Raw genomic sequence first — 15,370 nt, 5'->3', positions numbered from 1 at the left:
TCCAGATCGTCGGCCGGCCCTCGGCTTGGTCAAATGCAGCGGAAGGCTACGCGTCACTTTTCCCCCGAGCGCCTCGGGAAGGCCCTCCGTCGACGGCATTTACCTTCGCCGTGCTATTGAAGCGCCCAAAAGGAACGCGATCAGCAGAGAAGCAAGCGGGGCCTCGCGGGCGACGTTGCTTAGGACGCTGAGCGGCATTCCCGGCTTGCGACCGGACTCCAGGACGTTGTGCGCCTGCTTGGCAGCCCGTCTGACGACATCGGCAAAGGATTCGATGGCGGATTTCTTGTCCTCGGCGGGGTAGAACCCCTCATAGGTGAACGGCGGCAAGGCCGGATCGTCGCTCATAATCTTTTCTCATCTTACGGAGTGGGCTCGTTCGTTCGTAAGGCATCAATGTCGCGGAGCTCGGGATGGTTCCGCGCCGCCCCTGTCCGCTGAGCCTCCGCAAAGGATGACTGACGTCGTTCTAGCCTAGCTCACCCTTTTTGGTGCGGGTGCCGCTGAGGATTCCCATTTGGGATCAGGGCGCCAAATAGCCGGAATTCTCGATGATCGAAGATGTCTCGCGTCGAAGCCACGGATCAGCAGTGGCTTCCGTCGCTTCTGTGGTCTCATCGGCGAGGGGGCAGGGATCGGCGTGCGGGCTTGAAGGGAAAACGATCGGATGCCGGAGCCGCTTTGCAGCGCCGCTCTTTCGCGTCGTCGCCGATCGTTGGATGGGTATCGGGTGAATGCTGCGGTCATCATGAGTTTTGGATATGGCTTCGCTGTTCGCGGCGGGCTTTCCGCGTGCGAACTCAATGCCGCGCTTGCTGCCGACGACCTGCAGGCTACGCTTTCGCAGAGCGGCGCGCTGACCACGCCGAGGCCTTCTACGGCGCCCTCCATCGGCTTGGCCATGCCGAGGCGCCAATAGACAATACTGAAATACCTATCCGAAATTCCGCAATTTTGCTACTACTTATCAAGTGATTTTTGCGCAGCACCCCCCGCCTGTTTGACGTCCTGGAGCTCCAGGGAGCTTGATTGTTCGGTGCATGGGCCCAGACTAGGCTAGGAGCAGCATCAAGAGTGTATCGTGTTCGATGCGGGCGGTAGCTGAACTAATCTAACCGGCCCGCGCCAGCGAGGGCCGGTTAGATGAATTGGTCGAGCCGCTTCAGCGCGTGGACTTCAACCGCTTGATCTCGGCAACCTTGAACTTTCCGCCGACCTGCAGACTGCTGCAGTGCCACCAGATCTTGTTGCGATCCCATCCCAGGAGCGCCTTGGTTTGCTGGCAATCCGAGTAGTGGGCGTAAGTGAGCGTGTCCGAGCACTTTCCATCGAACGGCATCGCTTCCTGACCGGACAGGCTGCAGCCGACCCAGGGCTGGTTGCCGGACCTGAAGCTGGTCTCGCAGCCGCCGTTACAGCTGCTGGCTGCTCGCTCCAGCCTGGAGATTCTGTCCAGAACTTCGTTGCTCGTCGTCGAGGGCGTCTGACTGCCCGACGACACCACGCGAGCGGTTGAGCGGCGGGTCGACGCCGCCCGGTGTGATGTCGCCGTCCCTGCCGCCTCGGTCGGCCGAGAGGGCTTGGCCGCCGTCTTCGGGGCTTCGACGGTGACGCCAGGTAGCGTCGGGGCGGGCCCCGCAACGGCCTGGGCCGCTGCCGCGCCGCATAGCAAAATCGTTGCAAGCAGAGCGGCGGCCGACGGAGTGACAACGCTCGACGACAGTTTCATGACCACGTCCTTTCCCGGGACGGCTGGGCCGCCCCAATGCGTCCAAATAACCACACTTAGTTACCTATCAGATAGAAAGAAACTTGGCTAGTAACCAGTGAAAGGAATCCGAATTGAGAGTGCGAGGGCAGATCGTCGGCGCCGATTGCGCCTGTGTTCGATGACCGGGACGATCGCGCGCGCATGGCCCTTCCGCGGTCGCGGACGGGCCGAGGTGAACCGCGAGCTGATGATGTCGGGCTCCGACGAGCGCGGCACGGGTCCGGCTGACGAGACGATCAAAACAAGGCGGGTTCGGATCGCCCCCCGTGAGTGAGCGTCAATATCTAGACAAGAATGGCCGAGGCACCGAATAACGTCAAAGGTCTCAGCCACGCGTTCTGCGTGCCCTCGAGCCAGTCGGAAAATGCTTTTGAAACAAGTGCCGCGTCATATCCGACCTCCACCTCGGCCTTGCTTGGACATACGTCAGTTGAGACCTGAAAGCTTCGGCATCGAATTGAGTTCATCGAAGCCCGGTTGCGGTCATGACGTGATTTCGGCCGCCAAGTCCTGGCAAGTTCCTATGGAGCGGGACGGGTTAATGCTGTTAAGACCATCGCGTTCACGCACCTCACGAGGATGAAAAACACAATGACAACAAAACGCGTGGTTTTCACCGGAGGGACCGGCAAGGCGGGCCGCCATTCCCTGCCGCATCTCGCGAGCAAGGGCTATCAACTGCTCAACGTGGATCTCAAGGCGTTCGATCATCCCGGCATCAACACGCTGATCGCCGACCTGACGGACAGCGGCCAGGCCTTCAATGCGCTGACCGCGCACTTCGGTTTCGGCGGCTTCAACGCCGGCCGGCCGCCGCAGGCGCCGGATGCCGTCGTGCATTTCGCGGCCATCCCGCGCGTGTTGATCGAACCCGACAACGAGACGTTTCGGGTCAACACCATCAGCACCTACAACGTCATCGAGGCCGCCGCGAAGCTCGGGGTGCGCAAGATCATCATCGCCTCCAGCGAGACCACCTATGGCGTGTGCTTTGCGGAGGGCGACAAGGACTTCAGGAGCTTCCCGCTGGAGGAGGACTACGACACCGACCCGATGGATTCCTATGGCCTGTCCAAGGTCGTCAATGAGAAGACCGCCCGCGCCTTCGCCATGCGCTATGGCATCGACATCTATTGCTTGCGCATCGGCAATGTCATCGAGCCGCATGAATACGACAGGTTCCCGGGCTTCCTCGCCGATCCCCTGTCGCGCAAGCGCAACGCATGGTCCTACATCGACGCCCGCGACCTCGGCGAAATCGTGCATCTGGCGATCGAGAAGGACGGGCTCGGCTTCCAGGTGTTCAACGCCGTCAACGACACCGTCACGGCCGACATCCCGACGCGGGAATTGTTGCAGCGCTATTGCCCCAATGTGCCTGTGACCCGCGATCTCGGCGAACGCGAGGCGCCGCTGTCGAACCGCAAAGCGCGTGAGGTGTTGGGGTTCAAGGAAGAACACGACTGGCGGAAATATGTGAAGGCGGGGTAGGGCGGCGCAGAGCGATCAGTGCCCGCGGCCGTCCTTCGAGACGCCCGCCATCGGCGGGCTCCTCAGGACGAGGGCTGAGGTCGCGGTGATGCCGCAGACCCTCTCCATGAACACGCCTCTTGGCGTGTTCATGGTCCGGTGTGCAGTGCCGCCTCGGCTTTTGAACCTCATGGTGAGGAGCGCCGCACTTGCGGCGCGTCTCGAACCATGAGGCCCGAATGGCGCGGCAAGTGCGCTCAAGGCAACCGAGACTCACGCCATCCGCCGCCGGATCGCCAGCATCAGCAGCGACAGCACGATGGTGCCGACGATGAACACGGCCGCGGCCGAGACGATCGCCGGGCTGATGTTCTCGCGGATGGTGGCGAACATCTGCCGCGCCAAAGTGCGCTGGTTGGGGCCGGCGACGAACAGGGTCAGCACGACCTCGTCGAGCGAGGTCGCGAATGCGAACAGCGCGCCGGAGATGATGCCGGGCAAAGCGATCGGCAGGGTCACGCTTGACAGCACCACGGCCGGCGAGGCGCCGAGGCTGGCTGCGGCCTGCTCCAGCCGGATGTCGACGCCCTGCAGCGCCGAGGAGACGTTGACCAGCACGAACGGCACGGCCACCACGGTGTGGGCGATGATGACGCCGAGATAGGTGTTGGTGAGGCCGTAGCGCGAGAACATCAGCTGCATGCCGACACCGAGCACGACCGCGGGCACGACCATCGGCAGCAGGAACACGGTGCGGAGCGTCGAGACCAACAGCGAGGCGCGACTGCCGCGCAGGCCGAGTGCGGCGAGCGTGCCGAGCAGGGTGGCGAGCGCCGTCGTGCCCGAGCCGATCAGCAGGCTGTTGACGATCGACAGCCGCCAGGACTCGGCGGTGACGAGTTCCTTGAACCAGCGCGTCGAATAACCGGGAATGGGATAGTTCAGGAACACGCTGTCGGTGAGCGACAGCGGCAGCACGGCGACCAGCGGGCCGAGCAGGAACACCACCACGGCCGCCGCGAACAACAGCTTGATGAGCGCCAGCGGCTTCATGCGCGCTGCTCCTCGGCCGAGGTCAGGCGGATGTAGACGGCGTAGAGCAGGATGGTCATCGCCAGCAGCACGAGGCCGAGCGCGCCGGCCATGCCCCAGTTCGCGGCGGCCGTGGCGTAGTAGGCGATCACGGACGAGATCATCTGGTCGTTGGCGCCGCCGATCAGCGCCGGCGTGATGTAGTAGCCGAGCGCCGCCATGAACACGAGCAGCGCGCCGGAGACGACGCCGCGCATAGCAAGCGGCAGCAGCACGTGAAAGAACGCGCGCAAGGGATGGGCGCCGAGCGAGGCTGCCGCCGGCATCAAATTGCGCGGGATCGCGATCAGCACGCTGAAGATCGGCAGCACCATGAACGGCAGCAGCACATGCGTCATCGCGATGACGACGCCGAGCCGGTTGAACATCAGCGGGATCGGCGCAGACGTCAGGCCGAGTCCCTTCAACGTCGCATTGATCAGGCCGTTGTCCTGCAGCACGACGTACCAGGCCGCGGTGCGCACCAGCAGCGAGGTCCAGAGCGGCAGCAGCACGGCGCCGAGCAGGATCTGCCGGCGCCAGCCTTCGACCGAGGCGGCGACCATGGCGAATGGAAGCCCGATGAGGATACAGGCCAGCGTCACCATGGCCGAGGTCACGAAAGTCCGGATCATGATCAGGCGGTTGGCCGAGGCGCCCTCCGGCATCGCGGCGACGTGGCCTGTGGCATCGCGTTCGAGATCGATCGCGGCGAGCAGGTTCTTGTCCGTCCACGGTGACGCCACGGCCTCGGCGATCGTCGCCCAATAGCTGCTCTCGCTCCAGCGCGAATCGATGGCGGCAAGATCGATGACGCCCGACGCGCCGTCGAGCGCGCGGCGGGTCTTGCCGAGCAGGCTGCGGAATCCGGACTGCGCGCTGTTCAGGCGGCGGACGAGATCGCCGAACTGCTCGTCGTTGCGCAGCGTGCGGATGTCGTCGGCGAAGGCGGCCTGGGCCGTGGCCGGCGGAGCGCCCGTTCGGTCCCAGCCCGCCAGCGCCTTCGCCGTGCGCGGCAGCGCCTCGGTCGCGACCGGATCCGAGACCGCCGACTTCATCATCGTCACCAGCGGGACGACGAAGAACGACAGCATGAACACCAGCAGCGGCGCCAGCAGCAGAAATGCCTTCAGCCGTTGGCGGAGGTCTGGTCGCATGATCCCACCACCCAGACATCCGACGCGGCAAAGGACAGCGTGACCTCGCTGCCGACGTCCGCAGCCTCACTCGTGCGGTCGCCCTTGACGATCAGCCGCTGCGCGCCGACCTCGGCCACGAGGCGCATGTGATCGCCGAAATACACCGCATCCATGATGCGCGCGGTCAGGCGGTTTGCGGTGGCCGCGGCGTGATTGTTGATCCGGATCGCCTCGGGGCGGATCGAGACCCGGACATGGGCGCCGTCGATGCGGCCGGCGCCGGCATGGGCCGCCAGCGACAGGCCGGAGTCCGTGGTCAGCCGGACCGCTTCGCCGGCGTGCGCGTCGACCTTGCAGGTCAGCAGATTGGTCTCGCCGATGAACTCGGCGACGAACGGCGTGCGCGGCAGCTCGTAGATCTCCCGCGGCGGGCCGATCTGCTCGATCCTGCCGTGGTTGAACACGGCGATGCGGTCGGACATCGTCAGCGCCTCGTCCTGGTCGTGGGTGACGAACACGATGGTGAGGCCGAGCCTGCGGTGCAAATCGCGGATGTCGAGCTGCATCTGCTCGCGCAGCTTCTTGTCGAGCGCGCCGAGCGGCTCGTCCATCAGCACGACCTGCGGCTCGAACACCAGCGCGCGGGCCAGCGCGACGCGCTGCTGCTGGCCGCCGGAGAGCTGCGCCGGCTTGCGCTCCGCCATCGCGGAGAGCTTGACCATGTCGAGCACGCGGGCGACGCGGGTCGCGATCTCCGCCTTCGAGACGTTGCGCATCTTGAGCGGGAAGGCGATGTTGTCGCGCACGCTCATATGCGGAAACAGCGCGTAGTTCTGGAACACGACGCCCATGTTGCGCTTGTGCGGCGGCAGCCCGTCGACCCTCTGGCCATCGACCGTGATCGCGCCGCTGCTCGGCTGCTCGAAGCCGGCCAGCATCATCAGGAGCGTGGTCTTGCCCGAGCCGGAGGGCCCAAGCAGGGCGACGAACTCGCCGCGCGCGATGTCGAGATCGAGGTCGTCGACGACGGTCAGCGCGGCGAAACGTTTCACCACCTGCCGGAACGAGATGAAGGGCGTGTCCATGACGGAGGCTTTTGGCGCTGACCACGCCGGTACACATGCACGAGGAGGGCTGCGCGCGACGCGAAGACGAGGGGGCGCGCGCCAGGTTTGCTGAAGCGATCGGCGGGCCTAGCGCGCCAGCCAGGCGTTGAAGCGCTTGGACAGCTCTTCCGAATTGTCGGTCCAGAAGCCGACGTCGAGCGCGATCGCCTGCTTCAGATTGTCCGGCGTGGTCGGCAACTCCGCAGCCAACTTCTCCGGCACGAGCTTGGCCGCGGCGATGTTCGGCAGGCCGTAGGCGATGTATTCGGGCAGCTTCGCCTGGTTCTCGGCCAAGCTTGCATAGGTGATGAAGTTCATCGCCGCGTCCTTGTTGGGCGACCCCTTCAGCACCACCCAGCTGTCGACCGCGTAGATGCTGCCCGGGAAGACGAAGCCGAAATGCTTGCCCTCGCTGCGGTTGATGGCGCTGATGCGGCCGTTGTAGACCGAGGTCATCGCGACCTGTCCGGACGACAACAGCTGCAGCGGCTGCGCGCCGGCCTCCCACCACACGATGTCGGGCTTAAGCGCATCGAGCTTCTTGAAGGCGCGCTCGACGCCCTCCTTGGTCTTGAGCACCTTGTAGACGTCGGTCGCCGCCACGCCGTCGGCCATCAAGGCGAATTCGAGCGTGTATTTGGCGCCCTTGCGCAGACCGCGCTTGCCGGGATATTTCGCCGTGTCCCAAAAGTCCGCCCACGATTTCGGCGCGTCCTTGATCTTGTCGCCGTCATAGGAAATGCCGGTCGACCACACGATGGCGCCGACGCCGCAATCGCTGACGCCGGCCGGGATGAAGCCGTCCTTGCCGCCGAGCTTGCTCCAGTCGATCTTCTCATAGATGCCGTCGCTGCAGCCGAGTTCGAGCTCCTCGGCCTCGACCTGCACCGCGTCCCAGTTCGGCACGCCGGCCTTCACCTTGGCCTGCAGCACGCCATAGCCGCCGTCCCAGCTCTCGTCGAGCACGGTGGCGCCGAGCTTGGCGGCGAATGGCTGGAAATAGATCTTGCGCTGCGCGTCCTGATAGTTGCCGCCCCAGGACACGACGGTCAGGTCACGCGCCTGCGCCGGCAGCGCCAGGCTGATCATGGTGGCGGTGGCGACAAGCGTCGCCTTCACAACATTCATCGGCGCTCACTCGGTGTCGAGCCATGACAGCTCTGTTGATCCATGGTCGGCAGTCCGAACACCGACGACGATCACATCGTCAGATCCGCGGCCCCCGATGACGAAAAAGCTATCGGCAAGCCGAACTCATGGCAAGCACAGTTTGGTGAGCAGGGACGTCGCCAAGATCAGCAGCGCGATCGAAGTTGTGATGTCACCCGATGTCAACCTCCGTCGACGGCGCCTCCTCGTATCTCAGGAGGTCTCCGGGCTGGCAGTCGAGAAACCGGCAAATCCGGTCGAGGGTCTCGAACCGTACACCTTTCACCTTGCCTTGTTTGAGAAGGGACAGGTTGGCTTCGGTAATCCCGACATATTCGGCCAGGTCCTTGGACTTCACTTTGCGTTCCGCGAGCATCACGCCCAACCGCACTCGGATCGGCATGTACTGTCCTTCAGACGAACTGTTCGTTTTCGTCGGCGATCTCGATCGCCTCGGTCATCACCCAGGCGATGACGGCGACCGTCCCCGCGAAAATCAGGGCGATCAGCGTATCCGAGCCGAGACTCAGCGCGAGCGTCTTCGCTCCCGCCGGATTGTGGAAGCTCAGGAGCACGGAAAGGGCTGCACCGGCCAGCGGTTTCAAGAGGGCTGATGCTGCGACGGCGATCGCGAACGCCTGGAGCTGTCGGATCGAATCTCTGGAGAAGATCCGGCCGGCGGCGAAGGCGTCGAAGCAACGACGTCCGCTCAGCAGGCCGTAGATCAGCGTCGCCAAAGGGATCATGGAGATGCCGAACGCGCATGCCCGCGCGGAGAAGCCGATCTCGATCGCGGGAGCATGCGGAATTCCCGCTTGGCTGAACAGCGTGGGCGTGGGCGTCAACGCCCAATAGAGCACCATGGCCGCAGCGAGCAGCCCGGATGTCACGAGACAGCCCGTCGCCATCAATTGGCTGAGCCGGCGAATACGAGTCCTGCGTCTGTCGTGGTCGCGCGCGGCAGTGGTACCGAGCGTCGCAGCTGATTGCGTCATGGTTGAAACGCCCAAAGTTGATGGATCGCCTTGCGGTCTGTCGACACATTCGACAATGCTGCAAAAATTATCGTTTGACAATAATTTATTTTCGTTCGACAGATTGGCCGTTAGCTCAGGAGCCTTCTCATGTCTCGCTGCCCGACCAAACTGGCCATCACTCTCGTCACCTTCGCGTCTGCTGTCGCCACGACGTCCCCATCCACCGCCGCGCCATCGACCTCCCGCGGTCTGATCTCGGTCGCCCAGGTGATGCAGATGCTGGAGAAAGCGCCGGCCGACCGGACGGCGCAGCAGGTTTTGACCGCCTACCTTGCCGGCGTCGGCGAGGCGGCTGGTGCAGTGGCCAGCATGGGGCGCGCCACCTGCCGGACATCGTTGAACTTGAGTGCGGCTGATGTCAGCCAGGTGCTGAGCTCCGCGGCGGCGGGGCAGGACGCGACGGCAACGCCGGCGACGCCTCTGATCGTCAGGGACATGCTCGATCGCGCAGGATGCAAGCGTCCATGAGCCGCTGTCCCCGGCAGGATCGCGCACCATTGGCTGCGCGCGATCGGTCCGGCATCAGGCCGTCTGGGTGTTCTCGCTGCAACGCTCGTCGCCGGGGCAGAGGTGAGCCGGGGAGGGGGCCATCGTGGCGCAATTGTCCACCACGAGACCCAACATCGGCCGGGCTGTCGCGACCGGGCCGGGAGCTGGCAACTGGCGCGCAGCGCCATGCGCGCCGATGCGCTCGAAAACCTGGGCGGTCTTCATCAGCTTCGCAGCGACCAGGTGATTCAAAAGTTCCATGTCCTAACTCCTCAATCAAATGACCCGGCGGCCTGGTGCGGGACAGGCCGCCGGGTCGGCGCAACGTGCTGGAGGTGGCGTCCTCCATTGCGCTGCGCTGGTCTGTGATCCGTTTCACAGTCGATCAGATTTGATCGCGCCGGGTCGGATCATCCGTGGAGCGCGAGCGCGGCGCGAACCGTCTTCCGCCCCTACGGACAAAGAGACGATTAAGTTTCGCGCGTTCGACATCACGCATTATCAATTGATTTCTACTCCGCAGGCTGGGCCGCGACGGTGCCGTGACCGCCGTGCTGCGTCAGCGGCTTCATGCCGGTCAATGTCCGCAGCAGCACGTAGAACACGGGCGTCAGGAACAGGCCGAACACGGTGACGCCGATCATGCCGGAGAACACCGCGACGCCCATGGCGCGCCGCATCTCGGAGCCTGCGCCGGTCGAAAGCACCAGCGGCAGCACGCCCATGATGAAGGCCATCGACGTCATCAGGATCGGCCGCAGCCGCAGGCGGCTGGCCTCGATCGCCGCCCGCAGCGGCGTGCGGCCGGCGAATTCGAGCTCGCGGGCGAATTCGACGATCAGGATCGCGTTCTTGGCGGAGAGGCCGACGAGCACGATCAGGCCGATCTGCGTGAAGATGTTGTTGTCGCCCTTCGACAGGTAGACGCCGGCCATCGCCGCGAGCAGCGCCATCGGCACGATCATCAGGATCGCCAGCGGCAGGGTGAGGCTTTCATACAGCGCGGCCAGCACCAGGAACACCAGCAGGATCGCGAGCGGAAACACCCAGAGGCCCGAATTGCCGGCGATGAACTCCTGATAGGTCAGGTCGGTCCATTCGAACGCGAAGCCCGGCGGCAGCACCTCGGCCGCGACCCGCTCGGCCGCCGCCTGCGCCTGGCCCGACGAGAAGCCGGGCGCCGCCGCGGCGTTGATGTCCGACGACAGGAAGCCGTTGTAGCGGATGGCGCGCTCGGGCCCGGCGCTCTGCCGCACCGTGAGCAGCGCCGACAACGGCACCATGTCGCCGGAGGCGGCGCGCACCTTGAGCTGGCGGATGTCGTCGGCACGGGCACGGAACGCCGCGTCGGCCTGCACGCGCACCGAATAGGTGCGGCCGAACTTGTTGAAGTCGTTCACGTAGTACGAGCCGAGGTAGATCTGCAGCGTATTGAACACCTCGGTGACGGGAACGCCGAGCTGCAGCGCCTTGGTGCGGTCGATGTCGGCGAACAATTGCGGCACATTGACCTGGAAGCTCGAGAACGCGCCGGCGATCTCCGGCGATTTCTGCAAGGCGCCCATGAACGCCGTGGTGACGTCGTTCAGCGCGTCGTAGCCGCGGCCGGCGCGGTCCTCGATCTGCAGCTTGAAGCCGCCGATGGTGCCGAGGCCATTGACCGGCGGCGGCGGGAACATCGCGATGAAGGCGTCCTGGATGCCGGCGTATTTCTTGTTGAGCTCCATCGCCAGCGCACCGCCCGACAATGACGGATCCTTGCGCTCGTCGAACGGCTTCAGGCTGGAGAAGACGATGCCGGCATTGGAGGAGTTGGTGAAGCCGGAGATCGACAGGCCCGGAAACGCGATCGAGCTCTCGATACCGGGTTGTGTCAGCGCGATGTCGCTCATCTTGCGGATCACCTCCTCGGAGCGATCGAGCGTCGCGCCGTCGGGCAGTCTTGCGAAGCCGACGAGATACTGCTTGTCCTGGCCCGGCACGAAGCCGCCGGGCACCTGCTTGAACAGCACCACGGTGGCGCCGACCAGCAGCACATAGAGGATCATCACGCCGGCCTTGGCCGTGATCACCCTGGAGACGCTGCCGCTGTAATTGTCCGAGGCGCGCACGAAGGCGCGGTTGAAGCCGCGGAAGAACCAGCCGAGTGAGCGGTCGAGGATGCGGGTGAGACGGTCCTTCGGCTCATGATGGCCCTTGAGCAGCAGCGCCGACAGCGCCGGTGACAGTGTCAGCGAGTTGACGGCCGAGATCACGGTGGAGATCGCGATCGTCAGTGCGAACTGCTTGTAGAACTGCCCGGTCAGGCCGGAGATGAAGGCGAGCGGCACGAACACGGCGACCAGCACCAACGCAATCGCGATGATCGGTCCCGACACCTCGCGCATCGCCTGGTAGGTGGCATCGCGCGGCGACAATCCGCCCTCGATGTTGCGCTCGACGTTCTCGACCACGACGATGGCGTCGTCGACGACGATACCGATCGCAAGCACAAGGCCGAACAGGCTGAGCGCGTTGATCGAGAACCCGAACAGATGCATCACCGCGAAGGTGCCGACGATCGACACGGGGACCGCCAAGAGCGGGATGATCGAGGCCCGCCAGGTCTGCAGGAACAGGATCACCACGATCACGACCAGCACGATGGCCTCGAACAGCGTGTGCACGACGGCCTCGATCGAGGAGCGCACGAACTGGGTCGGATCGTAGACGATCTGATACTCGACGCCCTCCGGCATCGTCTTCTTGATCTCGGCCATGGTGGCGCGGACGTTGTCGGAGATCTGCAGCGCGTTGGAGCCGGGCGCCTGGAAGATCGGAATCGCCGCCGCCTGCTTGTTGTCGAGCAGTGAGCGCAGGCCGTATTCGGAGGCGCCGAGCTCGAGACGGGCGACGTCGCGCAATCGCGTGATCTCGCCATGCGCGCCGGTCTTCACCACGATGTCGGCGAACTGCTCCTCGTTCGACAGCCGGCCCTCGGCATTGACGGAGAGCTGCAAATCGAGGCCCTTGACGCTCGGCGAGGCGCCGACCACGCCGGCGGCGGCCTCGACGTTCTGCGCCTGGATCGCCTTGACGATGTCGGAGGCCGACAGGCCGTGCTCGGCGGCCTTCTGCGGATCGACCCATACCCGCATCGAATAGTCGCCGGCGCCGAACAGCTGGACGTCGCCGACGCCTTCGATGCGCGCCAGCCGGTCCTTGACGTTCAGCACCGCATAGTTGCGCAAGTAAGTCGTGTCATAGCGGCCGTTCGGCGAGATCAGATGCACGACCATGGTGAGGTCGGGCGAGCTCTTCTTGGTGACGATGCCGAGCTGGCGCACCACGGCTGGCAACCGCGGCTCGGCCTGCTGCACCCGGTTCTGCACCAGCTGCGTGGCCTTGTCCGGATCGGTGCCGAGCTTGAAGGTCACGGTCAGGGTCAGCGCGCCGTCGGTGGTCGCCTGGCTGCTCATGTAGAGCATGTTCTCGACGCCGTTGATCTGCTCCTCGATCGGCGTCGCCACCGTCTCGGCGATCACCTTCGGATTGGCGCCGGGATAGGTCGCGCGCACGACCACCGACGGCGGCACCACGTCGGGATATTCCGAGATCGGCATCGAAAACAGCGCGATCAGTCCGCCGAGGAAAATGAGCGTCGACAGCACGCCAGCGAAGATCGGCCGGTCGATGAAGAATTTGGAGAGGTTCATGGAGTGCCCCGTATCGAACTCATAGATTTGCGCATTGGGCTGGAAACGCGTTTATGGACGCGATACCAGCCGCGGCAGCGGTGCACCCTCTCCCCTTGTGGGAGAGGGTGGCATGATCGAGCGAAGCTCGATCGTGCCGGGTGAGGGGTCTGTCTCCGCGGAGGCAGACCCCTCACCCGGCGTCCATTTCGCTGCGCTCATGGCCGCCACCCTCTCCCACAAGGGGAGAGGGTGCACCGACCCCTGAGCTGCAGCTCTGCTCGCCGCGACTAGCGCTGCGCCAGCTGCGTCGCGTCCGCCCCATCGCGCGCGCCCATCTCAGCAACCTGCGTCTTCAGCAGCGCGCCCGGGCGCACCCGTTGCAGGCCGTTGACGACGACGCGCTCGCCGGGCTTGAGGCCGGCCGAGATGATGCGCAGGCCCTCGACGCTGCCGCCGACGGTGACCGGGCGGTACACCGCGCGCTCGTCGTCGCCGACCACCATCACGAACTTCTTGTCCTGGTCGGTGCCGATGGCGCGCTCGTCGAGCAGCACCAGCGATTGCTGCTGCGGCTGGCCCATGCGCACGCGCGCGAACTGGCCGGGGATCAGGCGGCCATCCTCGTTCCTGAAGACGGCGCGGACGCGGATCGTGCCGCTCTGGCCCTGGACCTGGTTGTCGATCAGCTGGATGTGGCCGGACGCCGTGACGCCGCCCGAGGTCGTCATCTCCACCGGAATGCGGTCGAGATTGCCGCGCTTGCCCGAGGCGTCGGCGACGGCGCTCAGCGCGCGCAGCACGACGTCCTCGGTGGCATCGAAGCTCGCATAGATCGGATTGACCGAGACCAGATTGGTCAGCACCGGCGAGGCCGAGCCGGCGGCGACGAGATTGCCTGCAGTGACCTCGATCCGGCCGACCCGGCCGTCGACCGGGGCGCGTACCTGGGTGTAGTCGAGATTGAGCCTCGCCGTCTGCAAGGTCGCCTCAGCCGCCCGGACGTTGGCGATGGCCTCGCGATTGCCGTTGTCGCGCTGCTCGAAGTCGCGCTTGGTCACGATCGAACTGCCGACCAGCTGCGCGCCGCGCTCGAGCTCGTTGGCGGCGAACGCGGCACGGGCGCGCGCGGCCTCGAGCTGCGCCTGCGCCTTGTCGACCTCGGCGGCGTAGGGCGCCGGATCGATCTTGAACAGCACGTCGCCGGCCTTGACCAGCGAGCCCTCGGTGAAATTGGCGGTGAGGATGGCGCCGGCGACGCGTGGCCGGATCTCGACCCGCTCGACGGCTTCGAGGCGACCGGAAAACTCGTCCCAGAGGCTCGCCTTGCGCGGCGCGATGACGGCGACGGTGACTGCAACGGCCTGTTCCGGCGCGGCCGCCCTGGCGGCATTCGGGACGGCGCTGAGGTGGAAATAGTGGGAGCCGGCATAGGAGCCGGCGGCAATCACCAGGCCGGCGACGGCAACGGTGCTGAGCCACCGCTTCAGGCGGCCAGGGGAACGAAGTTCAGGCGAAGGCATTGTCGCGCTCCAGATTTGTAGTGCTCGCTACAAATGTGGCGCTGGCAACCGGTTCGCAAGAGACTTATGTAACAGATGCTACGAAAATCCTAGATGGAACTTGGGCACTGCGGCAGATCAAAGAAATATCTAGGAATCGCAAATAGATAAGAATCCGATTGGGGCGGAGACGGGAACAGGAGTTTTGCACATGGCCATCGGACGGCCTCGGGCATTCGACCGCGACACCGCGCTGGAGCAGGCCATGGAGGTGTTCTGGCGCCATGGCTATGAGGGCGCGACCATCGCCCAGCTGACGGACGCCATGGGCATCAACCCGCCCAGCCTCTATGCCGCCTTCGGCAGCAAGGAAGCCCTGCTCAAGGCCGCGCTCGACCGTTACGCCGCCCGCCGCGAGGCCTGGATGGAGGAGGTGCTCAGCGCGCCGACCGCGCGCGAGGTTACGTCGCGGATGCTGATGGGCGTCGCCGAGAAGCAGACCGACCCGTCCAATCCGCCCGGCTGCCTGCTGGTGCAGGGCGGTCTCGCCTGCGGCTCCGGCTCGGCCAATGTGCCGTTCGAGCTGGCCGCGCGCCGCGCCCAGACCGAGGAGCAGCTCCGGCATCGTTTCGAGCGCGCGAAGGAGGAGGGTGATCTGGCCGGAGCCGCCGACCCTGCCGCGCTCGCCCGCTATGTCTCGGCCGTCATCACCGGCATGAGCGTGATGGCCTCCTCCGGCGCCGACCGCGAAGCGCTGGCCCAGGTCGCTACCGTCGCGATCCGGTCGGTGGAGGAGCAGTCGGTGCGGACGCCAGCCGCCGCCAACTGATCAATCTCATGCGCTGAGCGACGGTCGCTCTTCCATATCGCCGTCTTGTGCTCATCGTAGCGATGCGGTCCCCTGCCGCGCGTCTCGCCGTTGCGGCGAGCGCAGCCCGGCTTTCCCCCTATCGCGACCGAAC

At 65.2% G+C, this 15,370-nt stretch carries 13 protein-coding genes; 2 read left to right on the top strand and 11 right to left on the bottom strand.

Going from position 1 to position 15,370, the window contains the following annotated elements; genetic code table 11:
• Positions 1-99 precede the first annotated feature (99 nt).
• Both ACQR1B_RS19230 and ACQR1B_RS19225 read right to left on the bottom strand, forming a co-directional pair.
• On the bottom strand, positions 100-348 hold the full coding sequence (locus ACQR1B_RS19230; protein ID WP_434836002.1) for a hypothetical protein: 249 nt from the start codon (positions 346-348) through the stop codon (positions 100-102).
• A gap of 814 nt (positions 349-1,162) precedes the next feature.
• On the bottom strand, positions 1,163-1,729 hold the full coding sequence (locus tag ACQR1B_RS19225; RefSeq protein WP_434836003.1) for a hypothetical protein: 567 nt from the start codon (positions 1,727-1,729) through the stop codon (positions 1,163-1,165).
• Between the two features lie 633 nt (positions 1,730-2,362).
• On the opposite strand from ACQR1B_RS19225, the gene ACQR1B_RS19220 reads away from it, so the two are divergent.
• The gene (locus tag ACQR1B_RS19220; RefSeq protein WP_434836004.1) at positions 2,363-3,262 is read left to right on the top strand and encodes an NAD-dependent epimerase/dehydratase family protein; all 900 of its coding nucleotides are present in this window, start codon (positions 2,363-2,365) and stop codon (positions 3,260-3,262) included.
• Positions 3,263-3,514: 252 nt separating this feature from the next.
• Here the strand turns inward: ACQR1B_RS19220 and ACQR1B_RS19215 are convergent, their stop codons facing one another.
• From ACQR1B_RS19215 to ACQR1B_RS19175, 9 genes are all read right to left on the bottom strand, one after another.
• A complete protein-coding gene (locus ACQR1B_RS19215) occupies positions 3,515-4,294 on the bottom strand; it encodes an ABC transporter permease (RefSeq protein ID WP_434836005.1) in 780 nt (259 codons plus the stop codon).
• On the bottom strand, positions 4,291-5,406 hold the full coding sequence (locus ACQR1B_RS19210; RefSeq protein WP_434836111.1) for an ABC transporter permease: 1,116 nt from the start codon (positions 5,404-5,406) through the stop codon (positions 4,291-4,293). Before ACQR1B_RS19210 ends, ACQR1B_RS19215 begins: the two co-directional genes overlap by 4 nt.
• A 35-nt stretch (positions 5,407-5,441) precedes the next feature.
• Positions 5,442-6,536, bottom strand: a complete 1,095-nt coding sequence (locus tag ACQR1B_RS19205; RefSeq protein WP_434836006.1) for an ABC transporter ATP-binding protein — start codon at positions 6,534-6,536, stop codon at positions 5,442-5,444.
• Positions 6,537-6,644: 108 nt separating this feature from the next.
• The gene (locus ACQR1B_RS19200) at positions 6,645-7,685 is read right to left on the bottom strand and encodes an ABC transporter substrate-binding protein (protein ID WP_434836007.1); all 1,041 of its coding nucleotides are present in this window, start codon (positions 7,683-7,685) and stop codon (positions 6,645-6,647) included.
• A gap of 193 nt (positions 7,686-7,878) precedes the next feature.
• Complete coding sequence (locus tag ACQR1B_RS19195; protein ID WP_434836008.1) at positions 7,879-8,109, bottom strand: helix-turn-helix domain-containing protein; 231 nt, start codon at positions 8,107-8,109, stop codon at positions 7,879-7,881.
• A gap of 10 nt (positions 8,110-8,119) precedes the next feature.
• Positions 8,120-9,241, bottom strand: a complete 1,122-nt coding sequence (locus ACQR1B_RS19190) for a DUF2975 domain-containing protein (RefSeq protein WP_434836009.1) — start codon at positions 9,239-9,241, stop codon at positions 8,120-8,122.
• Positions 9,242-9,265: 24 nt separating this feature from the next.
• Positions 9,266-9,493, bottom strand: a complete 228-nt coding sequence (locus ACQR1B_RS19185; protein ID WP_434836010.1) for a hypothetical protein — start codon at positions 9,491-9,493, stop codon at positions 9,266-9,268.
• A 251-nt stretch (positions 9,494-9,744) separates the two neighbouring features.
• The gene (locus tag ACQR1B_RS19180; RefSeq protein ID WP_434836011.1) at positions 9,745-12,927 is read right to left on the bottom strand and encodes an efflux RND transporter permease subunit; all 3,183 of its coding nucleotides are present in this window, start codon (positions 12,925-12,927) and stop codon (positions 9,745-9,747) included.
• A 269-nt stretch (positions 12,928-13,196) separates the two neighbouring features.
• Positions 13,197-14,429 carry an efflux RND transporter periplasmic adaptor subunit gene (locus tag ACQR1B_RS19175; protein WP_434836012.1) on the bottom strand — a complete coding sequence of 411 codons (1,233 nt, stop codon included), beginning with the start codon at positions 14,427-14,429 and terminating at the stop codon, positions 13,197-13,199.
• A 190-nt stretch (positions 14,430-14,619) separates the two neighbouring features.
• Between ACQR1B_RS19175 and ACQR1B_RS19170 the strand changes: the two genes are divergently transcribed.
• A complete protein-coding gene (locus ACQR1B_RS19170) occupies positions 14,620-15,237 on the top strand; it encodes a TetR/AcrR family transcriptional regulator (RefSeq protein ID WP_434836013.1) in 618 nt (205 codons plus the stop codon).
• Positions 15,238-15,370 lie beyond the last annotated feature (133 nt).

Origin of the sequence: Bradyrhizobium oligotrophicum (assembly GCF_051168495.1) — a bacterium.
GTDB classification, from domain to species: domain Bacteria; phylum Pseudomonadota; class Alphaproteobacteria; order Rhizobiales; family Xanthobacteraceae; genus Bradyrhizobium; species Bradyrhizobium oligotrophicum_A.
The sequence above is the reverse complement of the archived record's forward strand: the minus strand, read 5'-3'. Positions and strand labels throughout refer to the sequence as shown.